General features: G+C 57.3%; 22 protein-coding genes. 19 read left to right on the top strand and 3 right to left on the bottom strand.

What is annotated here, in order from left to right:
• The first annotated feature begins 212 nt into the window (after window positions 1-212).
• Together LKO31_RS07495 and folP are read left to right on the top strand one after the other, a co-directional pair.
• On the top strand, window positions 213-1,352 hold the full coding sequence (locus LKO31_RS07495) for a site-specific DNA-methyltransferase (RefSeq protein ID WP_320443485.1): 1,140 nt from the start codon (window positions 213-215) through the stop codon (window positions 1,350-1,352).
• A 1-nt stretch (window position 1,353) separates the two neighbouring features.
• Window positions 1,354-2,502, top strand: a complete 1,149-nt coding sequence (gene folP, locus LKO31_RS07490; RefSeq protein WP_227689674.1) for a dihydropteroate synthase — start codon at window positions 1,354-1,356, stop codon at window positions 2,500-2,502.
• Window positions 2,503-2,560: 58 nt separating this feature from the next.
• On the opposite strand, the gene LKO31_RS07485 is transcribed toward folP, so the two are convergent.
• The gene (locus LKO31_RS07485; protein WP_227689735.1) at window positions 2,561-4,003 is read right to left on the bottom strand and encodes a sigma-54-dependent transcriptional regulator; all 1,443 of its coding nucleotides are present in this window, start codon (window positions 4,001-4,003) and stop codon (window positions 2,561-2,563) included.
• A gap of 238 nt (window positions 4,004-4,241) precedes the next feature.
• Between LKO31_RS07485 and LKO31_RS07480 the strand changes: the two genes are divergently transcribed.
• From LKO31_RS07480 to LKO31_RS07445, 8 genes are all read left to right on the top strand, one after another.
• Entirely contained in the window at window positions 4,242-4,361 is a 120-nt protein-coding gene (locus tag LKO31_RS07480; RefSeq protein WP_227689673.1) for an aa3-type cytochrome c oxidase subunit IV, read from the top strand.
• A gap of 16 nt (window positions 4,362-4,377) precedes the next feature.
• Window positions 4,378-5,499 carry an NAD(P) transhydrogenase subunit alpha gene (locus tag LKO31_RS07475; RefSeq protein WP_227689672.1) on the top strand — a complete coding sequence of 374 codons (1,122 nt, stop codon included), beginning with the start codon at window positions 4,378-4,380 and terminating at the stop codon, window positions 5,497-5,499.
• 29 nt (window positions 5,500-5,528) lie between these two features.
• Window positions 5,529-5,810, top strand: coding sequence for a proton-translocating transhydrogenase family protein (locus LKO31_RS07470; protein ID WP_227689671.1), 282 nt, complete (start codon window positions 5,529-5,531; stop codon window positions 5,808-5,810).
• A 54-nt stretch (window positions 5,811-5,864) separates the two neighbouring features.
• Window positions 5,865-7,292 (top strand): NAD(P)(+) transhydrogenase (Re/Si-specific) subunit beta, encoded by a 1,428-nt coding sequence (locus LKO31_RS07465; protein ID WP_227689670.1) that lies wholly within the window; start codon window positions 5,865-5,867, stop codon window positions 7,290-7,292.
• 231 nt (window positions 7,293-7,523) lie between these two features.
• Window positions 7,524-8,222, top strand: coding sequence for an aspartate/glutamate racemase family protein (locus tag LKO31_RS07460; protein WP_227689734.1), 699 nt, complete (start codon window positions 7,524-7,526; stop codon window positions 8,220-8,222).
• 93 nt (window positions 8,223-8,315) lie between these two features.
• Window positions 8,316-8,960 (top strand): maleylacetoacetate isomerase, encoded by a 645-nt coding sequence (gene maiA / locus LKO31_RS07455; RefSeq protein ID WP_227689669.1) that lies wholly within the window; start codon window positions 8,316-8,318, stop codon window positions 8,958-8,960.
• Window positions 8,960-11,077: a TonB-dependent receptor gene (locus tag LKO31_RS07450; protein WP_227689668.1), complete on the top strand. Its 2,118-nt coding sequence runs from the start codon at window positions 8,960-8,962 to the stop codon at window positions 11,075-11,077. Before maiA ends, LKO31_RS07450 begins: the two co-directional genes overlap by 1 nt.
• A gap of 79 nt (window positions 11,078-11,156) precedes the next feature.
• Window positions 11,157-11,621 (top strand): MarR family winged helix-turn-helix transcriptional regulator, encoded by a 465-nt coding sequence (locus LKO31_RS07445; protein ID WP_227689667.1) that lies wholly within the window; start codon window positions 11,157-11,159, stop codon window positions 11,619-11,621.
• Here LKO31_RS07445 and LKO31_RS07440 read toward each other — a convergent pair.
• Window positions 11,618-12,340 (bottom strand): HAD family hydrolase, encoded by a 723-nt coding sequence (locus LKO31_RS07440; RefSeq protein WP_227689666.1) that lies wholly within the window; start codon window positions 12,338-12,340, stop codon window positions 11,618-11,620. The two genes, LKO31_RS07445 and LKO31_RS07440, sit on opposite strands and share 4 nt — an antisense overlap.
• A gap of 59 nt (window positions 12,341-12,399) precedes the next feature.
• On the opposite strand from LKO31_RS07440, the gene glmU reads away from it, so the two are divergent.
• From glmU to LKO31_RS07420, 4 genes are all read left to right on the top strand, one after another.
• Window positions 12,400-13,779 (top strand): bifunctional UDP-N-acetylglucosamine diphosphorylase/glucosamine-1-phosphate N-acetyltransferase GlmU, encoded by a 1,380-nt coding sequence (gene glmU / locus LKO31_RS07435; RefSeq protein WP_227689665.1) that lies wholly within the window; start codon window positions 12,400-12,402, stop codon window positions 13,777-13,779.
• A 192-nt stretch (window positions 13,780-13,971) separates the two neighbouring features.
• Window positions 13,972-15,795, top strand: a complete 1,824-nt coding sequence (glmS, locus tag LKO31_RS07430; protein WP_227689664.1) for a glutamine--fructose-6-phosphate transaminase (isomerizing) — start codon at window positions 13,972-13,974, stop codon at window positions 15,793-15,795.
• A 10-nt stretch (window positions 15,796-15,805) separates the two neighbouring features.
• Complete coding sequence (locus tag LKO31_RS07425; protein WP_227689663.1) at window positions 15,806-16,471, top strand: HAD family hydrolase; 666 nt, start codon at window positions 15,806-15,808, stop codon at window positions 16,469-16,471.
• 69 nt (window positions 16,472-16,540) lie between these two features.
• Entirely contained in the window at window positions 16,541-17,419 is an 879-nt protein-coding gene (locus LKO31_RS07420; protein ID WP_227689662.1) for a dienelactone hydrolase family protein, read from the top strand.
• A 55-nt stretch (window positions 17,420-17,474) separates the two neighbouring features.
• On the opposite strand, the gene LKO31_RS07415 is transcribed toward LKO31_RS07420, so the two are convergent.
• On the bottom strand, window positions 17,475-18,491 hold the full coding sequence (locus LKO31_RS07415; RefSeq protein ID WP_227689661.1) for an aldo/keto reductase: 1,017 nt from the start codon (window positions 18,489-18,491) through the stop codon (window positions 17,475-17,477).
• A gap of 180 nt (window positions 18,492-18,671) precedes the next feature.
• Here LKO31_RS07415 and LKO31_RS07410 point away from each other — a divergent pair, with 180 nt between their 5' ends.
• From LKO31_RS07410 to LKO31_RS07390, 5 genes are all read left to right on the top strand, one after another.
• Complete coding sequence (locus LKO31_RS07410; RefSeq protein ID WP_227689660.1) at window positions 18,672-19,661, top strand: LLM class flavin-dependent oxidoreductase; 990 nt, start codon at window positions 18,672-18,674, stop codon at window positions 19,659-19,661.
• 233 nt (window positions 19,662-19,894) lie between these two features.
• Window positions 19,895-21,082 carry an aspartate aminotransferase family protein gene (locus tag LKO31_RS07405; RefSeq protein WP_227689659.1) on the top strand — a complete coding sequence of 396 codons (1,188 nt, stop codon included), beginning with the start codon at window positions 19,895-19,897 and terminating at the stop codon, window positions 21,080-21,082.
• Complete coding sequence (gene argF / locus LKO31_RS07400) at window positions 21,079-22,005, top strand: ornithine carbamoyltransferase (RefSeq protein ID WP_227689658.1); 927 nt, start codon at window positions 21,079-21,081, stop codon at window positions 22,003-22,005. Before LKO31_RS07405 ends, argF begins: the two co-directional genes overlap by 4 nt.
• Complete coding sequence (hslO, locus tag LKO31_RS07395) at window positions 22,002-22,916, top strand: Hsp33 family molecular chaperone HslO (protein ID WP_227689657.1); 915 nt, start codon at window positions 22,002-22,004, stop codon at window positions 22,914-22,916. Before argF ends, hslO begins: the two co-directional genes overlap by 4 nt.
• A gap of 161 nt (window positions 22,917-23,077) precedes the next feature.
• Window positions 23,078-23,509, top strand: coding sequence for a hypothetical protein (locus LKO31_RS07390; protein WP_227689656.1), 432 nt, complete (start codon window positions 23,078-23,080; stop codon window positions 23,507-23,509).
• Window positions 23,510-23,708 lie beyond the last annotated feature (199 nt).

The raw sequence follows: 23,708 nt of genomic DNA, 5'->3' as shown, positions 1-23,708 counted from the left end.
CTGAAAAATAATATTCGCTGTGCTGCCGCGCTAGGGCACCACAAGATGCTGAGTCTGGGATTCGATCCAGACTCCATATGATGTGTCGGACTCTTTTCGTTCTCTTTTTTTACAGCGCGACTCGTGCTGACTCCACGAGTCGCACCCTCTTGACCTTGGACTCACTTCGACTCATCAGGGGGTTACGGAACGACTTTACAAGGGGCAGAACAATGGGTGTTATGGAAAAGATCAAGGCACCAGCGACGCGCAAACGCGCGCCAAAGGCTGCGCCGGTTGATCTTCCCCTGAACAGCATCCTGCAAGGCGATTGCGTCGAAATGATGCGCGGCCTGCCTGCCGCCAGCGTGGACATGATCTTCGCAGACCCGCCCTATAATTTGCAATTGGGGGGCGATCTGCACCGCCCCGAAGGCAGCAAGGTGGATGCGGTCACCGATGATTGGGACAAATTTGAGAGTTTGGCCGCCTATGATCGTTTCACCCATGCGTGGCTGAAAGAGGCGCGCCGTATATTAAAGCCCAATGGCAGCATATGGGTTATTGGCAGCTATCATAATATCTTCCGCGTGGGTGCGGCGTTGCAGGACCAAGATTATTGGATCTTGAATGATATTGTGTGGCGCAAGGCCAACCCCATGCCCAATTTCAAAGGCACGCGTTTTACCAATGCGCATGAAACCCTGATCTGGGCATCGACCGGGGAAAAGGCGCGCTATACCTTTAATTACCGCGCCATGAAGACGTTGAACGACGAATTGCAGATGCGGTCGGACTGGCTGATCCCCATCTGTGGCGGCGCTGAGCGGTTGAAGAAGGATGGCCACAAGGTTCACCCGACCCAAAAGCCAGAAGCCTTGCTTTATCGGATCATGCTGGCCTGCTCCAATCCCGGGGATGTCGTCTTGGACCCGTTTTTCGGTACGGGAACCACCGGTGCGGTGGCCAAACGCTTAGGGCGCAACTTCATCGGTATCGAGCGCGAAGATGACTATATTGATGCCGCCAAGGCCCGCATCGAAATGGCTTTGCCGCTGGACGAAAGCACCATCAAGACCATGATGGCCCCCAAGGCCGCCACGCGTGTGGCCTTTGGGACTTTGGTTGAGGGCGGACAAATTCCGGCTGGCACGGTGTTGACCGACGCCAAGCGCCGTTGGAAAGCAACCGTCCGTGTGGATGGGTCGCTGGACACAGAAGGCCTGCCCGCAGGGTCGATCCACAAAGTGGGGTCGGGCGTGCAGGGCGCACCAAGCTGCAATGGCTGGACCTTTTGGCATTTGGAGAAAAAGGGCAAGCTGCGCGTGATTGACGAAGTGCGTCAGGAATGGCTGTTGGCCCACGAAGCCTGATATGTTTCGTCCGCTGACACCGTCCGACCTTGGCAAAGCGGGGCGGGATGCGCGCATTTATTGCCGCCCCACCTGCTTTGTTGATCGTCCCCATGAATCGGATGACGGTGCATTGCGGCTGGGTGACAGCCTGATTTGGTTTTCGGCATGGCATATCAGCCTGCGCGACCAAGGCGTTATATCATCGACGATTGTTTCGGTGCAGGACTGGGACCAGTGGTTGGGGTTCATGCCGTCCGCCTTGGGTCAGCGCGCGATCATGCAGCATCAGGCCGTGGTTCGGCCCAAAGCTCCGCTGATTTTTGGTGAACGCGTCCTTCGCTTTCATGAACCGCAATTGATGGGCATTTTAAATGTTACGCCCGACAGTTTTTCTGACGGTGGGCGTTTTTCCGATGTGCAGGCGGCCGTTGATGCGGGCTTTGCCATGGGGGCCGTTGGCGCGCAAATATTGGATGTGGGCGGCGAGTCCACCCGCCCAGGGGCGCAAGCGGTGTGGGAGGGGGATGAGGTCAAACGGGTGGAGCCGGTGATTGCGGGCTTGGCACGGGGCGGGGCCATCGTGTCGGTGGACACCCGCAAAGCGTTGGTGATGGAAGCCGCTTTGGCGGCGGGAGCCAAGATTATCAATGACGTATCGGCTTTGCGCTATGATGACCGCGCGATGGATGTCGCGGCATCATCGGATGCCGCCATTGTCTTGATGCATGCTGCCATGCCAACGGGTGAGGCGGGTAGTGGGCGCGCGGGTAGCGACAGCGCCGGATATGTCCATCCGGTGTTGGATATATTTGATATGTTGGAAGAGCGTGTGTTGGCCTGCGAAGCGGCCGGTATATCGCGCGGCCGCTTGATTTTGGACCCCGGCATCGGATTTGGCAAAGGCGTGGCGGATAATCTGGCGCTGCTCAATGGATTGGCACTGTTTCAAGCGCTGGGCTGTCCGCTGTTGTTCGCGGCCAGCCGCAAGCGGGTGATTGGCGCCTTGGATGGGGAAGCCCCAGCGGATGATCGCTTGGGCGGCACGATTGCGCTGCATTACCATGCCTTGACGCAAGGGGCGCAATGGCTTCGCGTTCATGATGTGCGCGAACATCGGCAGGCGGTGCTGATGTGGCGGGGGGTGCGGGATACCGCGTTGATCAGTTGAAATGGGTGGACGTGGGTGAGGGACGCTGCGCCGTATCTCCGCGCGCCTGCGCTGCTTATCAGGCTGCTGTGTCGATGCCCAAATCGCTGAGTTTGCGATAGAGCGTCGAGCGCCCTATGCCCAAGCGGCGCGCGACCTCGCTCATTCGGCCACGATAATGACCAATGGCCAAGCGGATGACGTCAGCCTCAATTTCGTGGAGCGGACGCAAATGGCCATCTTGTTGATATAAAGTGATGCCCATTGCGTCGCTGTGGACCGCGATATTTTGTTCGCGAATGCGGCTGCTGCTGGTGCTATCGCCAATGGCTTCATGGATCGCCGGAAAATCGTCGGGCGTTAAGATGCCGGTTCCGCTAGCCAAAGTGGCGCGGAACAACACGTCCTGAAGTTGGCGTACATTCCCCGGCCACGCATAGCTGGTCAGCAAGCGCAAGGCCGCGTCGGTGATGCTGGCGGCGGGCATATTGGGCAAGCTGCCGATCCGCGTGGCCAAATGGCGCACCAGCGGTGCGATATCGCTGCGACGTTCGCTCAGCGTTGGTAGGTTGATTTGGGCCGCGGCCAAGGCGTCGAACAAATCTTCGCGGAAATGACCACTTTCGACCATATGGGTCAGCGGCGTGTTGCTGGTCGCGATGATCCGCAGATCGACGCGTTGGCGGATGTTTCCGCCGACCATTTGCACGTCCTGCGTGTTGATGAATTGCATCAACATAGCCTGAGCCTCGGCGGGCATACATTCGACATGGTCGATCACGATGCTGCCGCCATCAGCCTGAACCAATTGGCCAATTTGACGATCAAAGGCCCCCGGAAAGGCACCGCGCTCATGCCCAAAAAGGCTGGATGCAATTAACCCAGGGGCAATGGCGGCGCAGTCCAGCACCACCAAGGGACCGCGACTGCGGGGGCTAGCACCATGGATGGCGCGGGCGAAGACTTCTTTGCCGGTGCCGCTGCGTCCGGTGATCAAGGTGGGCAGGCGCGTGCGGGCGGCTTTGGCGGCAATGGCCAGCGCACTGCGGAAATTGGGGCTGGACCCGACAATCTCGTCAAAGGCCAAATTGGCACGCAGTTTTTCTGTTAATGGACGAAGCTCATCTTTGGCGGCGTGGGGGTGGTGGCAACGCTCCAAGGCTTCGAGCAAGCGGTCGACAATGATGGGCCGTTGTACAAAATCGGTTGCGCCAGCGCGCATCAAGCGAATGGCGTCATTGACATTGCCCAATTCAGTGACCGAAATAATCGGCAGGGCAGGGCTTTTGTGGCGGATTTCCGACACAAAATTGGGCATCGACATGCCGCCAGCACTTTGGCTGGTCAGGACAGCATCCCATGATTCATCATGTTCGCCGTGGATGAGTTGCAGCCCAGCATCCGTGTCCTCGACAACCGTGGTTCGCCAGCCCCCACGGCCCAAAAGCGCTGCAAAATAGCGTTGTTGGCTGGGATCGCTCTCGACGATCAAAATGTTACGGTTTTCGCGGTTACTGCCCATAACTGTCACATTTCGTCCTGCGTTGGGGTGTTGGAATTCCCTGAAAACGATTTGGATTTGCACCATTATAGCACAAAGTCGTAAACTGGCTATTAACGCCAGCATCTTTTATGACGCCTGTCTTGCTGGATCACGCACCCCGATTGAACAATTATTCCTTGCTGGATAAAGTGGCTTTGACCTAAAGGATTCTAAATCGCTCGGTATTTTTGATAGAAAATATGCAAAGGGGAATGCAATGGCGGAACAAAATATGGCTGCGGCCACGGATACTTACGCGGGCTTCACGGCTATGGTGAAATACGGCACGATTGCAACGGCACTTATTGCGGCCTTTGTTGTGCTTCTCATTGCCTGATGATCGGATAAAATCCATGCAGATTTCAGTTGTAAAGGAACTCGCCGCTGGCGAGACCCGTGTTGCTGCGACTCCGGAAACCGTGAAGAAATTTATCGCGTTGGGCGCGAAGGTTGCGGTGGAAAGTGGGGCAGGTGTGGCGGCGTCTGTTGATGATGCGGCTTATGCGGCGGCCGGCGCGAGCGTCGGTTCGCGCGCCGAAGTTCTTAATGGTGCAAACATCATATTGGCGGTTCAAGGCCCCGCACCAGACAGCATCAGCGGCTTTGCACCTGGTGCATGGCTGGCGGCTGGCCTGAATCCCTTTGGCGAACGCGAACGTGTCGACGCTTATGCCGCGATGGGGCTGGAAGCACTGGCCATGGAATTTATGCCGCGTATCACCCGCGCACAGTCCATGGATATTTTGTCCAGCCAAGCGAACCTGTCCGGCTATAAGGCGGTGTTGATGGCATCCAATGCTTATGGCCGCGCTTTTCCGATGATGATGACCGCTGCTGGCACCGTGACGGCTGCCAAAGCCTTCATTATGGGCGTGGGTGTTGCTGGGTTGCAAGCCATTGCGACCGCTCGCCGCATGGGCGCACAAGTGAGCGCAACGGACGTACGCTCGGCCACCAAGGAACAGATTTTGTCTTTGGGTGCCAAGCCAATTTTCGTGGAAAATGTGGCGGGTATCGAAGGCGAAGGTGCCGGTGGTTACGCCACCGAAATGTCCGATGAATATAAGGCCGCGCAGGCGGAGCTGGTATCGTCGCATATTGCCAAGCAAGATATTGTGATCACGACAGCCCTTATTCCGGGCCGTCCGGCCCCACGTCTGATCTCGGATGCCCAATTGGCATCGATGCGCGCGGGCAGTGTGATCGTTGATATGGCAGCAGAAAGCGGCGGCAACGTCGAGGGTTCTGTTTCCGGGGAAACACGCCAAATTCATGGTGTAACCGTTATTGGTGCCCGCAATATTGCGGCCAGCCTGCCAGCGGATAGCAGCGCCTTGTTCAGCCGCAACTTGTTCAATTTCCTGTCTGCCTTTTGGGACAAGGAACAGAATAAGCCGGTGTTGGACGAAGAAATCGGCAATGCCGTGCGTCTGACGCAGGGCGGCAAGGTCGTGAACGAACGTTTGCTGGGTTAACCAGCCAGAGCAACGCAGGGGAGCTTGCCATGGACTTTATCGCCATTTTTTCGATTTTCATCTTGGCCTGTTTTGTGGGCTATTTCGTGGTTTGGTCGGTGACACCGGCTTTGCACACGCCCTTGATGAGCGTCACCAACGCCATTTCGTCGGTCATTATCGTGGGCGCGCTGATTGCCAGCGCCGCCAGCGGATCGGCTGCCTCGAAATGGTTGGGGCTTGCTGCCGTCGTGATGGCCAGCATCAACATCTTCGGTGGCTTTGCCGTCACGGAACGCATGTTGGCGATGTACAAGAAGAAGCAGCGCTAAGGCGCAGATGAAAATGGACTATCCGGTTGATGCAGCCGGATTGGGGGAATTATTATGCACGAAGTTGCTGCTGTGAACCCGTGGGAGGCCTTGGCCTACCTTGTTTCTGGGGTTCTCTTCATTCTGGCGCTGCGCGGCTTGTCCAGCCCAGCGTCTTCGCGTCGGGGCAATCGCTATGGCATGGCCGGTATGGCCATTGCGGTGGTCACCACGCTGGTTACGCATGAATTAGCCAATCCTATCGAGGTGCTGGGTGCCATTGCCATTGGCGCGGTGATCGGTGTGGTTATGGCGCGCAAAATTGCCATGACGGCGATGCCGCAATTGGTTGCGGCCTTTCACAGCCTTGTCGGCTTGGCAGCGGTTGCCGTGGCGGCGGCGGCCTATTTGAATCCGATTGCCTTTGGCATTGCCGATGCGTCGGGTCAGATTTTCACGGTCAGCCGCGTCGAAATGGGTCTGGGTATCGCCATTGGTGCGATTACCTTCTCCGGCTCGGTGATCGCTTTCTTGAAATTGAACGGCAATATGTCGGGTGCGCCGATCATGCTGCCGCTGCGTCATCTGATCAACTTGGGCACGCTGGCCGGTATTTTGGGCTTGGTGGCCTATTTCACCATGGACCAATCGCCTTGGGTGTTCTGGACTGTTACCGGCCTGTCGTTCGTGATCGGTTTCTTGCTGATCATCCCGATTGGCGGCGCGGATATGCCGGTAGTTGTGTCGATGCTGAACAGCTATTCGGGCTGGGCCGCAGCCGCCATGGGCTTTACGCTGGGCAATACGGCGATGATCATCACGGGTGCGCTGGTGGGTGCATCGGGTGCCATCCTGTCTTATATCATGTGTAAGGCGATGAACCGCAGCTTCATTAGCGTGATTGCTGGCGGCTTTGGCGCGGACGATGCGGGTGCCGCTGGCGGTGGCAGCAAGGAACAGCGTCCTTGGAAACCGGGCAGCGCCGATGACGCCGCTTTCTTGATGAGCCAAGCGGAAAATGTCATCATCGTTCCAGGCTATGGTATGGCTGTGGCGCAAGCCCAGCACGCCCTGCGCGAAATGGCGGACCTGCTGAAGAAAGAAGGCGTGAACGTCAAATATGCCATCCACCCTGTGGCGGGCCGTATGCCTGGGCATATGAACGTATTGTTGGCCGAAGCCAATGTGCCATATGACGAAGTGTTTGAACTGGAAGACATTAACAATGAATTCGCCCAGTGCGACGTTGCTTTTGTTATCGGTGCAAATGACGTGACCAACCCATCGGCCAAAACCGACAAATCTTCGCCCATTTACGGCATGCCCGTTTTGGACGTGGAAAAGGCCAAGACCGTCTTGTTCGTCAAGCGTTCAATGGGCGGCGTCGGCTATGCTGGTGTCGACAATGACGTATTCTATATGGACCAGACCATGATGTTGCTGGGCGACGCCAAGAAAATGGCGGACGATATCGTCAAGGCCCTGAACGGCGGAGGCCACTAAACGCACGGCGGCGGTCATTGATGACCTGCTGAGATGGGGCTGATCTAGCCAAGTTTTTGAAAATGGCGCGAAGTGGGATGGAACCATTTCGCGCCATTTTTCTTGTGACAAGGTGCGGCAAGCCGTTAAGAACCAAATGAACACATATCCGACATGAAATGCGCATCGCGCGGCATGGCAAAAGGCGCGGCGATTATGACCGCCGAAAATATGAAGGGGCGGACCAGATATATGCGTAAGCTGGGTTTGATAGGCGGCGTCAGTTGGGCGTCGACCGAGCTATATTATCGTTATTTGAACCAAGGTGTGCAAAGCCGGATCAACAGCAGTTGTTCCGCGCCGATTATCATGGAAAGTCTGAATTACTGCGAATTGTCGCGTCTGACGAGCGATGCCCAATGGGACCATGCGCGTGATGTTTTGATTGCATCGGCCCAAAGGTTGGAAGCCGCAGGCGCGACAGCGTTAATGATTGCCGCCAACAGCATGCACAAGGTGGCGGCGGATGTCGCGGCGGCCATTTCCATTCCGTTGATTCATATCGTCGACGAAACGGGGGCTAAAATGCGCGCCGATGGCATTAAGTCGGCAGCGGTGATTGGTACCCGCAATGTGATGACCGAGGCATGGTTCCGCCAGCGGTTGGTGAGCCATGGCATGACATTGGCCCCCTATGATGAAAAGCGGGCGGAAGCGATTGATGCCATTATCTATGATGAACTGATGCAGATGAAGGTGACGGAGGACAGCCGCCGCACGATGAAAACCTTTATCACCGACATTGCGAAGCAAGATATTGATGCAATTGTCTTGGGCTGCACCGAATTGGTGATGTTGGTGGATGCCAAGGCCAATATATTGCCCATTTACGACACGGCGCGCATTCATGTGGATGCGGGCGTGAAATGGATTTTGGGCGAGACGGATTAACACGCTCGTCCTTGTCGACCTTGTCGACGGGTCCGACGCGGCGTACCCCGCAGCAGGGGTTGCGCCGCGTCAAAAACGGCGCAACAGTCGGCTATGACCGACATGATGCCCAAACTCGTCCTGCACGATTATTTTCGTTCGTCCGCCAGCTATCGTGTGCGGATTGCGCTGAATTTGAAACAGCTTCCCTTCGAACGGGTGGAGATCAGCCTGATCGCGGGGGATCAGAAAAGCGATGCTTATTTGGCGATGAACGCCCAAGGCTTTGTGCCGATGCTGGTGGCCGATGATGATGTGATCATTCAATCCATGGCGATTATGGATTGGTTGGATCGCCGCTTTCCCGATGTCTCGCTGATCCCTGATGCGCCGATGCCGCGCGCCGTGGCGCTGGCACAAGCGAATGTGGTGGCGTGCGATATTCACCCGCTGAACAATATGCGGGTGCTGAAATATTTGGGCCATGATTTGGGGCTGAACGATCAGGTAAAGGATCGCTGGATTGCCCATTGGATCGTGCAAGGCTTTGACGCCTTGGACGCCATGGCGGGGGATGGCCGATTTTTGGGGGGCGATGCGCCCAATATTGCGGATTGTTGCTTGATACCCCAAATCTATAATGCGCGCCGCTATGGCGTGGTGCTGGATGATTTTTCGCGATTGCTGGAAATTGAAGAAGCTTGCATGGCTTTGCCCGCCTTTCAACAAGCGCATCCCGACGCCGTAAAGTCGCTATAATGATTAGCGCAGGGACAAAAGCATCGCGCATGGCGGCCTATGGCTTGCTGGCCAGCTTGATTTTGCCGGTCATGCTTGGGGCCGCATCCGCAGCCAGCGCGGCAGAAATCGACGAGGATGGCATATTTGACCCCATCAGCATCATTGTCACGGGCGGCGGAAATTTGGCTCCGCCTGCATCCGATAAAGTGCAAGCGCAGCAGATATTGTTGATCGACCAAGGCTTGGGTGAGCGGGTTGAAAACCGCCTGCGTGATGCCGCCGGACTGGTGCAATTTCGCCGTTCTGACAGCCGATCTGCGCACCCCACCAGTCAAGGCATGACCCTGCGCGGTTTGGGCGGCAATGCCAGTGCACGGGCCTTGGTGATGCTGGACGGTGTGCCGCAGGCCGACCCCTTTGGGGGTTGGATCGCATGGAGCGCTTATGACGCGGTGCGCTTGGGCGGCATTGCCGTGACGCGCGGTGGTGGCAGCGGGGCTGATGGCGCGGGGGCCTTGGCGGGCACCATTGCCATGCAATCTGTGATGACCGACGGTTTTGACGCCAGCCTGGCTTATGGCAGCCGCAATAGCTGGGACATGGCCGCCAGCATGGGCACGAAATTGGGCAGCGGCGCGGTGACGGTGGATGGCCGTTATAGCCGAGGCGATGGCTTTGTTCCGACCATAGCGGGCCAGCGGGGGGCTGTGGACCGAGCGGCCCCATATATTCAGGGTGGTTTGGGTGTGCGGATGCGCTTTGATACGGGCGCGCACAGCCGCATCGAGGCCAGCCTGCGCGGCTTTCGCGATTCCCGCGATCGCGGCGTGGATTATAGCGAAAGCAAGATTTCGGGGACCGATGCCAGCCTGCGCTGGGTGAGCGATGCCCCCGATGCGGCGCAATGGACCGCGCTGGCCTTTGTGCAATGGCGCGATATGGACAGCGGCTTTGCCAGCGTCGGGGCGGGGCGGGGCACGGTCGGCCCCGCCTTGGCACAGCATGTGCCCGCAACCGGCCTTGGTTTGCGGGCCGAACTGCGCCCGTTAATTGGCGGCGCACACCCGCTGCGTTTGGGCGCGGATTGGCGGCGCACTATTGGCCGCACCGATGAAGGCTATTTCTTTAACGCCGCTACACCGCCTGTGGCGGGCCGCCAGCGCGTGGCGGGTGGCAGCAGTGATGTGATCGGGGCCTTTGCGGAAATTAGCGATGCGGCTGATGGCGATGGCTTGTCATGGACGCTGAGCGGGCGGGTGGATCGTTGGTGGCTGGGCAGCGGATATCGCAAAGAGGATAATATTGGCGGGACCAATATTAGCGACGCGACCTTCGCGGCGCGCAGCGGATGGGAAGGCAGCGGCCGTGCGGGCCTGCGCTGGCAAGACGGTGCGCTGGCTTTGCGCGGTGCGGCCTATCGCGGGTGGCGTTTGCCGACCTTGAACGAACTGTATCGCCCATTTCGCGTGGGGCCCGATGCCACTGCTGCCAATGAAAATCTGACGCCGGAACGATTGTGGGGCGGTGATGTCGGTGTGGAATGGGCCAAAAATGGCGCCAGCCTGTCAATTACAGCCTTTTCTAATCGTTTAAGTGGGGCAATTGCCAATGTCACCTTGGGTACGGGACCGGGGAATTTTCCCGGTATCGGTTTTGTCGCTGCAGGGGCCACATATAGCCGCCGTGAAAATCTGAATGCTATTGTCAGCAAGGGCGTGGAATTGGCGGGGGCCTATGATTTTGGCATCATGCGGGCGGCCATTAGCTATGCTTTGACGGATGCCGAAGTTCGCGCCAGCGGCACGTCGGCGGCGCTGAATGGCAAAGATCCCGCCCAAATTGCGCGGCACAGCGCAAGCTTTTCTTTGCAAAGCCAAAGCGCAGGGCCACTGGGTGGTTTTACAACTTTGCGTTATATCGGCAAGCAACAGGAAGATGATATCGGCCAATTGCAATTGGGCGATGCATGGACCTTGGATGCCGGATTGCATTGGCGCTTAGGCACTCGTTTGACGGTCGAGGTGCGGGGCGAGAATATGTTCGATGAATTGGTGCCAGCGGCAATTTCATCGACAGGCATCATAGAGCGGGCTACGCCGCGCACATTATGGGTTGGCCTGCGCATCGTGGGTTAGCCGCCACTATGGGGATGGCCGCAACACTATGTTGGGGCCAGTGGGAGGATGAGATGACAATATATTGGTGCTGGGCGCGATGAGCGACATTCGGTTGAATTTGGAAAATTTTCTGCCGTTTAAATTGGCGACGACATCGGGTGCGGTGTCGGGTCGTATTGCCGAGGAATATCAGCAGCGTTTTGGCCTTCGCATTCCGGAATGGCGATTAATGGCGGTGCTGGGTGAGGGTCAGGCGTTGACCCAGCGGCAATTGGTGGAAATTACGCGGCTGGACAAGGTGACCGTTAACCGTGCAGTCAAAGTGCTGGATGAGCGGAAATTGGTTCAGCGGCAAGCCCATGCTGTTGATGGTCGGTCCCATCATGTCATGCTGAGCGCGGCAGGTGTGGCGCTATATCATGAAATCGTTCCCATCGCTTTGGCGGCCGAAGCGCGTATCGAGGGCAGCTTAACCCGCGACGAACGCGCAAGCTTGATGGCGATATTGGCCAAATTGCTGGTTGCGGCATCCCATCATGATGGGGAAGAAGCGGCGAATTAAAACGCCGCAAATTCCGCCATGCTGTTGGCGGTCAGCAGCGGAACCAGTTCGTCAAAATGATGAATGCGAAAATCCGCGCCTAGGGGGCAGGGGGTGATGGGCTGCGCGCTGAAATCCACAAAAATGCTGGGGATGCCAGCGGCGGCGGCGGCGCCCACATCATAGGCCGTGTCGCCCACAAAGGCGGCATTTTTCGTGCCACAATCATCCATCATCGCCAGCAGCATATCCGGATGGGGTTTGGCGCGGCCAGGGCCCAATGTGTCGCCGCCAATCACAAAGGCCATGCGGTCACCAATGCCCAATTGGTCCAGCAGCAAACGGGCCAAATGTTCATGTTTGTTGGTCGCCACCGCGCATGTGACGCCCATGGCATCCAAAGCGTCGAGCGCCGCGACGACGCCGTCGAACAAGCGGCTATGTTCGGCGGCATGGTCGGCATAATAGCGCAGCTGCACGTCGAGCAAGGCGTCCATGTCCAGCCCGTCCAATCCGCCCGTCGCCTCGCAAGCTGTCAGGATTAAATGCCGCGCGCCGCCGCCGGTCATGGCATGAACGACATCCAACGGCAGGGGCGCACGGCCAATACTGCCCAACATATGATTCAGGGCGGCGGCAATGTCGCGGCTGCTGTCGACCAATGTGCCATCCAGATCAAAGCCGATCAGGTCGATAGGGCGGTCGTTGAGGCGCGGGGCGGAGCGAAAATTGAGGTTCATTTTGCCGGAATGGCCGCTTGGTCTGGAAAGCGCAATATTTTGCTGGCATGGCAGCATATATGACTGACACCCTGAACGCTTCGTCCATCCCGCCTTTGGCTGCTGTCATTTTGGCAGCGGGCAAGGGCACGCGTATGAAATCTGACCTGCACAAGGTGCTGCACCCGATTGCGGGTCTGCCGATGCTGGGTCATTTGATGGCCAGCGTGGACGAACTGGCGCCTGCGCGCAAAGTGGTGATTGTCGGCGACAAGGCCGAACAATTGGCGGCCGCCTTGGCGGGCAGCGCCGACTTGGCGGTGCAGGAACCGCAATTGGGTACGGGCCATGCGGTGCAGCAAGCCCAACAGGCTTTGGTAGATTTTTCGGGGGACGTGCTGATCCTATATGGCGATGTGCCTTTTGTTCCGGCGGAAACGATGCGGCGGATGATCGACCGTTTGCACGGCGATGATGCACCCGCGGTGGTGGTGCTGGCCTTTGAACCCGATGACGCGCTGCAATATGGCCGTGTGATTGCGGATGGCGACCGTGTGACGAAAATGGTCGAACATAAGGATGCCAGCGAAGCAGAGCGCGCCGTGCGTTTGTGTAACAGCGGGTTGATGGCGGCCAAGGCGGCGGATTTGTTCAACCTGTTGGCCCGTGTTGGCAATGATAATGCGGCTGGGGAATATTATCTGGTCGATATTGTGAATATCGCCAATGCTGATGGACGGCATTGTGTGGTGGTGACGACCGATCCCTTTGACGTGGCGGGCATCAACAGCCGCGCCGAATTGGCGGTGATGGAGGGGGCATGGCAACAGCGCCGCCGTGCCAAGGCGATGGCGGATGGCGCGACCTTAATTGCGCCGGAAACCGTGTGGTTTGCCCATGATACCGAAATTGGCCGCGATGTGGTGATTGAACCCAATGTGTTTTTTGGCGTGGGGGTGCAAGTGGGCGACCATGTTCGCATTCGCGCCAATTGCCATATTGAAGGGGCGCGGATCGACACGGGATGTGAAGTCGGGCCATTTGCGCGCCTGCGGACCGGAACCATTTTGGAGGAAAAGGCCAAGATTGGTAATTTTGTCGAAACCAAAAAGGCGCATTTGGGCAAGGGGGCCAAGGCCAATCATTTGACCTATTTGGGCGATGCGGTTGTGGGTGCAGCAGCCAATATTGGCGCGGGAACGATCACCTGCAATTATGATGGCTATTTCAAATATCAGACGGTGATTGGCGAACGGGCCTTTATTGGGTCCAACAGTTCGCTGGTCGCGCCGGTGAAAATTGGCTGTGATGCGATTGTTGCGGCGGGCAGCGCGGTGACCCGCGATGTAGCGGACGGAGATTTGCGTCTGGTGCGCGGCGAACAATTGGTCAAACCTGGTTGGGCGGACCGTTTTCATGATGCCATGCGCCGTAAAAAGGCCGAAAAAGCCGCGAAGTAACCATCATGTGCGGGGTGGAAAAGCCATGAAGGCGGATCCACTGTTGCGGGCCATTGGCGAAGTTGGCCATTTCGCAAAGCTATGCGACTTGAGGTCAGTTTAATATTGGGTCATCAAGGCATATCGGGCGTGGGTGGGCGCTCTTTTCCATCATAGAGACGAAAGTCCATCAGAGAGACGAAAGCGCGTTTTATGTGCGGAATTATCGGGATTATTGGCAAGGATCAGGTGGCAGACCGCTTGGTGGACGGTCTGCGCCGCATGGAATATCGCGGATATGACAGCGCGGGCATCTGCACCATCGAAGGCGGGCAGTTGGTCCGCCGCCGCGCCGAAGGCAAGCTGAACAATTTGGTGACGGAATTGGCCAGCAATCCCGCAGCGGGCACCGTGGGCATTGCCCATACCCGCTGGGCCACGCACGGCGCGCCGACAACCAGCAATGCCCACCCCCATGCCACGGGCGAAGTGGCCTTGGTGCACAATGGTATCATCGAAAATTTCAAGCCTTTGCGCGAGGCCCTGACGGCGCGGGGTCGTGTGTTTGAAAGCGAAACCGACACCGAAGTTGTGGCGCATTTATTGTCGGAACAGATTGAGGCGGGGGCATCGCCCCGTGACGCGGTCAAAGCGGTGTTGCCGCAGTTGCGCGGGGCCTTTGCGCTGGCCATTGCGTTTCGCCAGCATCCCGATTTGCTGATCGGCGCGCGCTTGGGTTCGCCCTTGGTGGTGGGTTATGGCGACGGCGAAACCTATTTGGGGTCGGACGCGCTGGCGTTGGCACCGCTCACCCAGAAAATCAGCTATTTGGAAGAAGGCGACTGGGTGGTCATCACGCGGGATGGGGCCCAGATTTTTGACGCCGACAATCAGCAAATGTCGCGTGATATTGTGGCGTCGGGCGTAACCGCAGCAGCGGTAGAGAAGGGGCCTTATCGCCACTTCATGCAAAAAGAGATTTTTGAACAGCCGACCGTGGTGGCGCAAACCTTGTCATCCTATATCCGGCCGTTGGAGCAAAGTGTCGCGCTGCCGCAGATGGATTTTAATCTGTCCGCCATTGATCGCATCACCATTGTGGCCTGCGGCACCAGTTTTTACGCGGGCATGGTCGCCAAATATTGGATTGAGCAATTCGCCCGTGTGCCAGTCGATATCGATGTGGCGTCGGAGTTTCGCTATCGCGACCCTGTGTTGCAACCGGGTGGATTGGCGCTGTTCATTTCGCAATCGGGCGAGACGGCGGATACGCTGGCGGCGCTGCGCCATTGCAAAGCCAATGGACAGACCATCGCGGTGGTGGTGAATGTTCCGACCAGCAGCATGGCACGTGAAGCAGATTTGCTGTTGCCAACCCATGCAGGGCCCGAGATTGGCGTGGCATCGACCAAAGCCTTTACCTGTCAATTGGCGGTGCTGGCGGCGCTGGCCGCGCATTTGGCGATCGCCAAGGGCCGGTTAAGCGCCGAAGAAGAGCGGGATATTGTTCGGCAATTGGTGGAGACGCCCGCCGCGCTGAATGCGGCCTTGGCCTTTGATGACGCGATTGCCCAGATCGCTCCGTTGATCGCGCCGGCCCGTGATGTGCTCTATTTGGGGCGCGGGGCGGATTATCCTTTGGCGCTGGAAGGGGCGTTAAAGTTAAAAGAAATCAGCTATATACACGCCGAAGGCTATGCATCGGGTGAAATGAAGCATGGCCCGATTGCCTTGATCGACGAAGCCGTGCCTGTCATCGTTCTGGCGCCATCGGGGCCGTTGTTCGAAAAAACCGTCAGCAATATGCAAGAGGTAATGGCACGCGGCGGAAAAGTCGTGCTGATTTCCGATGCCGCTGGTTTGGCCGAAGCGGGCGATGGCTGCATGGCGACCATTGAAATGCCCAAGGTTCATCCGCTGATCGCGCCTTTGGTCTATGCCGTGCCGGTGCAATTGCTGGCCTATCATGTCGCGGTTGCCAAAGGCACCGATGTCGACCAGCCGCGCAATTTGGCGAAATCGGTGACCGTGGAGTGACGGACCGGTCATGACCTTTCAAGCCGTGATATTCGATTTTGACGGTGTGGTCGCGGATAGCGAGGTTCGGGCCAATGAATGTTTGGCCGAAAGCCTGACGGCGATTGGCCTGCCGACCAGCTATGAAGATAGTTTGCGCCGCTATTGTGGCCATAATTGGCAAGAAACGGAGCGCCGGATTGTTCAGCAATTGGGCGCGCCCTTGCCGGATGATTTTCGGCAGCAGCACCGCGAACGAGCCAAGCTGAAATTCGCGGATGGTTTTTGCGCGGTGGCAGGGGTGGCGGATTTTCTGGCGCAATTGGTCGCCGTGCCGCGCGCCATCGCGTCGTCCAGCCAGCCCGATTATATCCAGCGGTCCTTGGATGGATTTGGGCTGGCTACCCATTTTGGTCCGCATATCTATAGCGCCGATGGATGGGCACGGGGGAAACCCTATCCCGACATTTATCTGGCGGCGGCAGAGGGGCTGGGCGTGGACCCTGTATCATGTCTGGCGCTGGAGGATAGTCCGATAGGGGCCCGTGCAGCGGTCGCGGCGGGTATGACGGTGATCGGCTTTTGCGGCGGCGGGCATATTTTGGACGCCGCTGCGCATGGCGAAACATTGCAAGCGGTTGGCGTGCAGCATGTTGCGCATGACTATGATGATGTGCGTAAAATCATGGGGCTATAGCGCCGAAATAGCGCGCAAAATTACTGATATATTGAATTTTGGCCGGCGGCCATGGTGAGGGGATAGGCGATGTGTGATGCAGATACAGTCCACGGCAAGGGGCAGGGCGAAACCATGGGACGGCGCGAATTTGCGGTGCTTGGAACTGGCACCGTGGCCGCGGCGGCTTTTGCGGCCAGCTTGTGGCCCGCATCGGCGGCGGCGATGGATGCGTTGAGCCGCCGCGATGTGACCATAACAACGTCGGCGGGCAGTGTTGATGCTTATTTCACCGCGCCGAGCAGCGGCAAGCATCCCGCCGTGCTGATTTGGCCCGATATTCGCGGGCTGCGCCCCACTTTTACGGCAATGGCGGACCGATTGGCCGCAGAAGGCTATGCCGTGCTGTGCGTGAACCCCTTTTATCGGTGGCAAGCCGGACCCGCGATGGTGGAGGGTGAGGCTTTTTCGGACGCGACGGTGCGCGAACGGCTGTTCGGTTGGATGCATGCCTTGACCCGTCCGTTGATTGATGCGGATACACGCGACTTTATCGCCTTTTTGGATGGGCAAGACGCCGTCGATAGCAGCCGCAAAATGGCGGTGACGGGATATTGCATGGGCGGGGCAATGGCGATTTACAGCGCCGCCGCTTTGCCTGACCGCGTTGGCGCGGTGGCCAGCTTCCATGGCGGCGGCGTGGGAACGGACAAGGCCGACAGTCCGCATCTGTTGATCGGTGGCACCAAGGCCGCCTATTTATTCGCCATTGCGCAAGATGATGACGCCAAGGAACCGCAAGAAAAGGTCCGGTTGAACGACGCTTTGAAGCCGCGTCCGCAATGGCATGAGGTAGAGGTTTACCCCGCCAACCATGGTTGGTGCCCGCCCGATGGCTTTGCCTATGACGAAGTGCAGGCGGAAAAAGCATGGGGCCGAATGTTGGCGATGATGGCGGCGGCGCTGTAACGCTGGCGATGAACAGGGCTGGCGCTGCGGCATGGTCGCAGCGCCTGATCCATTTTTAACCCATGGGATAGGGGATGTCGCGGTCGACCTGACGCAGGGCCTTCATCAGGCTGTCGTCCAAGCTTAGATCAGCGGCGGCGAGGATGGGGGCGACTTGGTCTAGGCTGGTGACGCCGACGATGGTGGACGCCACAAAATCATGCTGTTTCGACCATGCGGTGGCCAAGGTGACGGGGTGCATACCGGCTTGCTCGGCCAATTCCAGATAGCGGGCTGTCGCGGCCAAGCTGCGGTCGTTGACAAAGCGCCCAATCATTTGACGCTGGCGTTCGCCCAGTTGGCGGTAGTTCGAGAAACGCGCGCCGTCGGGGAAGGCACCGCCTTGATATTTGCCGGATAAAACACCGCCGCCCAGCGGGGAATAAGGGATCAGGCTGACGCCTTCTTGGCGGCACACCTGCGCCAGTTCATCGGCAAAGCGGCGGTTGTTCAGGCTGAAATTATTCTGGATGGTTTGATAGCGTGCGCCGCTGATTTTGTCGGACACCGCCAGTGATTTCATCAGTCCCCAACTGCTTTCGTTGGAACAGCCCAGCACCCGCACTTTGCCTATGCGGACCAGATCGTCCAGCACCTCCATCACTTCTTCATAAGGAGCGTCATGGTCGGGCCAATGGGTTTGATATAGGTCGATATAATCCACTTGCAGGCGGCGCAGGCTGCCGTCGATGGCGGTCATGATATTGTGCCGATCCAGCGCGGTCATGCCATTGCGGCAAGGGCTGCGAAACCAAGCATGGCTGGGCCCCGACACTTTGGTGGCCAAAATAATGGCATCGCGGGGCTTGGTTTTCAGCCAGCGACCGACGATTTCCTCTGTCCGGCCGACATATTTTGTGTCGGGCGGGACGGGATATCCTTCGGCGGTGTCATAGAAGTTGATGCCATGATCATAGCAATGGTCCAAGATGCGGTGGGCCTCTGCTTCGTCGGTCTGACTGCCAAAGGTCATGGTGCCCATACAAATATCCGAGACATAGACGGCGCTTTTGCCCAAACGGCGATGCTGCATGGCGGATTCTCTCCTAGATAGGGATCATATTGCTGATCGCTTTTCTGCTTTGGCCTTTGTCATGACGGGCCGAAACGCCATGGTCAACGCTGGCGTGCATAGTTTCGCATGGCCCCGCCAAAGAAGGGATCGTCGGGTTGCAGGCTTGCGGTGATCGCAGCAGGTGCACATATTCGGGCTATGACCAAATTATCCTTTCTTGATCTTGTCCCCGTGACCCAAGGCGGCAGCGTGGCACAATCTTTGGCCCATGCTGCCGATTTGGCGCAGCATGTCGAACAATTGGGCTATCACCGATATTGGGTGGCAGAGCATCATGGCATGGAAGGCATTGCCAGCGCCGCGACGGCGGTGGTTTTGGCCCATGTTGGCCATGCGACGTCAACCATTCGCATCGGCGCAGGGGGCATTATGTTGCCCAATCATGCGCCCTTGGTGATAGCCGAACAATTTGGTACGCTAGAGGCTCTGTTTCCGGGGCGTGTCGATTTGGGCTTGGGGCGTGCGCCGGGGTCGGACCAGCGGGTGGCACAAGCGCTGCGCCGCAATTTAAACAGTGATGAGCGTCAATTCCCCCAAGATGTGATCGAGCTTCAGGCCTTTTTGGCGGGGGACGAGCGTTTGTCCATTCGCGCTGTACCGGGTGAAGGCAGCCATGTGCCCTTGTGGATTTTGGGGTCGAGCCTGTTTGGCGCGCAATTGGCCGCGATGCTGGGTTTGCCCTATGCCTTTGCCAGCCATTTTGCGCCGGATGCGTTGGACGAGGCTTTGTCTCTCTATCGCCGTCAATTTGAGCCATCAGAGCATTTGGCCGAACCTTATGCTGCTGCGGCTTTTAATGTTTTTGCCGCGCCGACCAAGGATGAGGCGAAGTTTCTGGCGACGTCGCAGCAGCAAGCCTTTGTTGCGCTGCGGACCGGTAATCCTGGGCGATTGCCGCCACCGGTTGCTGGCTATTTGGAAAGCCTGCCACTGACCGCGCGGGCGACATTGGGGCATGTGCTGCAATGTTCGGCGATTGGCGATCAGGATGATATTCGTAAGGGATTACATGGCTTTGTTCAGCGAACCGGGGTGGATGAAGTGATTTTGACCAGTTCGATGTTCGACCATCAGGCCCGCAAGACGTCGGTCGCGATTGCCAAAGCGGCGTGGGATGAATTGGGCTGACCTGCCTTGAACTGCCCTGATCTGGGCGAACACGTGACGCATTATGGCGTGGCGGCGAATGGCATAAGCGCCGCCACCATCCATCTGAATCGAGCGTTTGCGCGCAAAATTTGATGGGGCAGCATCAAGCTTTTGTTGGCTTTTTTACGGGCCAATGATATGACAACCCATCTCAGGCGGCCCAGAATACCGGGCCGCTTTTTTATTTTTGCATTTTGAAAGGTGCTTTGGCCATGTCGATTTCGCCGCTGATGCCCGTTTACCCCCGGAATGATGTTCGTCCGGTGCGCGGTGAGGGAGCCTATCTGATCGGCGAGCGCGGCGAGCGATATTTGGACTTTGCCAGCGGTATTGCGGTCAATGCATTGGGCCATGGTCACCCGCATCTGACCAAGGCGATTCAAGAACAAGCCGCCACTTTGATGCATGTGTCCAACCTATATGGCAGCCCGCAGGGTGAGGCCTTTGCCCAGCGTTTGGTGGATAACAGCTTTGCCGACACCGTATTTTTTACGAACAGCGGCGCCGAAGCGGTGGAATGCGCCATCAAAACCGCGCGCGCTTATCATAGCAGCGTGGGCAATAACCATAAAAACACCATCATTACCTTTAACAACGCATTTCATGGCCGGACATTGGGCACCATTTCGGCGACCAATCAGGAAAAGCTGCGCAAGGGTTTTGAACCTTTGCTGCCCGGTTTTGCCTATGCGCCGTTCGACGATTTGAACGCGACATTGGATTTGGTGAATGACAGCACTGCTGGCTTCTTGATCGAGCCTGTGCAGGGCGAGGGGGGGCTTCGTCCGGCATCGCAACCTTTCTTGCAGGCACTGCGGGATATTTGCGACAAGCGCGACTTGATGCTGACTTTTGACGAAGTGCAATGCGGCGTTGGGCGTACGGGCAAATTCTATGCCTATGAACATTATGGCATCACGCCGGACATCATGGCGTCGGCCAAGGGCATCGGCGGCGGTTTCCCCATGGGGGCTTGCCTTGCCACCGAAAAGGCCGCGCGCGGCATGGTGTTTGGCACCCATGGCAGCACCTATGGCGGCAACCCTCTGGCGATGGCGGCGGGTCAGGCCGTGCTGGATGTCATTTTGGAAGACGGGTTTCTGGACCATGTGAACAGCATTTCGGACCGCTTGCGCGGGGCGCTGGAACAATTGATCCCCAATCATGATCATTTGTTTGAAAGCGTGCGCGGCTTGGGCTTGATGTTGGGTCTGAAGATCAAGTCGGATCCACGTGATTTTGTTGCGCATTTGCGTGACAATCATGGATTGTTGACGGTGGGGGCGGGCGACAATGTCATTCGCATTTTGCCACCGCTGAACATTGAACAAGCCCATGTGGATGAATTTATCCAGAAATTGTCGGAAGGGGCGGCGAGCTATCAGCTGCCGGAGGCATGATGAATCATTTTCTGAATTTATCGGATGCAGGCGGCAATGTGCTGGCCGCGATGCTGAATGATGCGATGGACCGGAAAGCTGCGCGCAAAGGCTTGCCCAAGGGGCTGGCGGATGCGGACGCACCCTTGGCGGGTCATGTGCTGGCGATGATCTTTGAAAAGAACAGCACGCGCACGCGCACCAGCTTTGAAATGGCCATTCGCCAATTGGGCGGGCAGCCGATGATGATGACGTCCGACCAAATGCAATTGGGGCGCGGCGAAACCATCGAGGATACGGCGCAGGTTTTGTCGCGTTTTGTGGACGCGATCATGATCCGCACCGACGATCATGCCAAGATTGAGGCCTTGGCCGCCAATGCCAGCGTGCCGGTGATTAACGGCCTGACCGACCAATCGCACCCCTGCCAAATATTGGCCGATTTGCTGACCATTTTGGAAAGCGGCAAGGCCTTGCCGGGTTTGCAAATCGCCTATTTGGGGGACGGCAATAATGTGACGTCTTCGATCATCGAAGCGGCTGGCCTCTTGAAATTTAACGTCGCGATCGCATCTCCCGAAGGATATGATCCCGACCCAGCATTTGTGGCACAGGCCCGCGAACGCGGTGCGCGCATCGACATCATGCGCGACGCCATGGCAGCCGCAAAGGGTGCGGACGTGATCATAACCGATACGTGGGTTTCGATGGGCCAAGCCCATGCCGATGAAAAAATTGCCGCTATGATGCCATTTCAGGTGAATGATGCGGTGATGGCAGCGGCCAAAGATGACGCGATTTTCCTGCACTGCTTGCCCGCCCACCGCGAGGAAGAAGTGACGGCATCGGTCATTGATGGTCCGCAATCGCGCATTTGGGATGAAGCCGAGAACCGTTTGCACGCACAGAAATCTGTGCTTCTTTGGGCTTTGGGTAAATTGTGACTGACAACCAAGATATTTGTTTCGACCAGCCGTTGGTGTTCACCATCAGCAAACGCGATGTGCGCGGGCGCTTTGTGCGGTTGGGCCCTGTGCTGAATGAAATTATTTCCGCGCATAATTATCCGCCGGTTGCGGAAAAATTGCTGTCCGAAGCTTTGGTCCTGACGGTGTTGTTGGGATCGACGCTGAAGGATGAGAGCGGGCAGATGACGTTGCAGGCCCAAAATGGTGGCGGTCCCATCGAATTGCTGGTCTGCGATTATCGTGGCGGCGAATTGCGTGGCTATTTGAAATTTGATGCCGAGCGTATCGCAGGTCTGGCGATGGATGCCACGTTGCAAGAATTGTTCGGCGAAGGCTTTCTGGCGATTACGTTCGACCAGCAAGCGACCAAGGAACGCTATCAGGGCATTGTCCCCATGGAAGGCGCGTCCATTGCGTCGGCTGCGGAACATTATTTCGAACAGTCGGAGCAAATCCCCAGCTTGATCCGCTTGGCGGCTGGGCACAGCGACGAAGATGGCTGCATTGCGGGCGGCGTGATGCTGCAATATCTGCCCGAAGGCGAAGTGGGCCGTGAACGTTTGGAAACGCGCCGCGATCGACCGGAATGGGAGCATGTCAGCGCCATTGGTTCGACGATCAAGGACGAGGAATTGACCGATGGGTCGGTGTCTTTGCAGACCCTGGCTTGGCGCTTGTTCCATGAAGACGAAGTGCGCGTGAATGCGGGTGATGCGGTGACGCGGGGATGCCGTTGCAGCGTGGAACATTATAAGTCGGTTCTTGCGCAATTCCCCGAAAGCGAACGGCTGGATATGGCCGAAGAGGATGGCATGATTCGCGTGGATTGTGCTTTTTGTTCCAAGATTTTGCCGATTGAATTGAGCGAAATCGTTACGCGTCATTAAGGTGCGTCGATGGGATCAAACTGGATTTGATCGCTGTTTTCATGATAATCGATAGGGGCAGGGCCAAAGGAGTTTACACACTCTGTCGGTCCTGCCTGATATTGATAATGATGTAATAGGAAATATGGGCCGCGCTTTGTTGTAAAAGCGAGGGAATGGGCATGATGGAAAGTCGCCGTCTTCAAATTTTTGGCATGGCTGGATTGGCGTTGGCTATGGTGGCCATGATGGCGGTCGGGAATGTTGCAGCCTTGGCGAAATCGCCGACCTTGCTGGTTCCCAGCCAATTGGAAAAGGGTCGTTGGACCTTGGTCGGCCGAGGCGCTGCCCAAGCTGATCGGCGTATATGTTTGGGGGATCCCCAGCAATTGGTGCAGGTGGAACATGGTCCCAAAGCCTGTACGCAATATATTATTGAAAATACGCCCCGCCTGCTGACTGTCCATTATAGCTGTGATGGCACGGGATATGGCCGCACGACCGTTAGGCGAGAAACCAATCGTTTGGCGCAGATTGAAACGCAAGGTGTGCACAAGGGCCGCTTGTTCGATGATCGTTATGAAGCGCGCCGAGTGGGAAGCTGTGCACGCTAAATTGCGTCAACGGACGATATTCCTGACAATCCAAATCATTTGTTAACCCTCTTTGGCTAGGGCTTGGGGTGAGGCACGAATTTTTTTGTGTCCTTCTCCAATGGCAACTTGCCAAACTGGGCCGTCGTTCCTGCTGGGACGACGGCCCGTTTTTTTGCCGATGCTGTTTTGCAGTGCAGCATCACACCCTTGCGCAGCG

It is taken from the genome of Sphingopyxis yananensis (genome assembly GCF_020687785.1).
Taxonomy (GTDB): domain Bacteria; phylum Pseudomonadota; class Alphaproteobacteria; order Sphingomonadales; family Sphingomonadaceae; genus Sphingopyxis; species Sphingopyxis yananensis.
The sequence above is the reverse complement of the archived record's forward strand: the minus strand, read 5'-3'. Positions and strand labels throughout refer to the sequence as shown.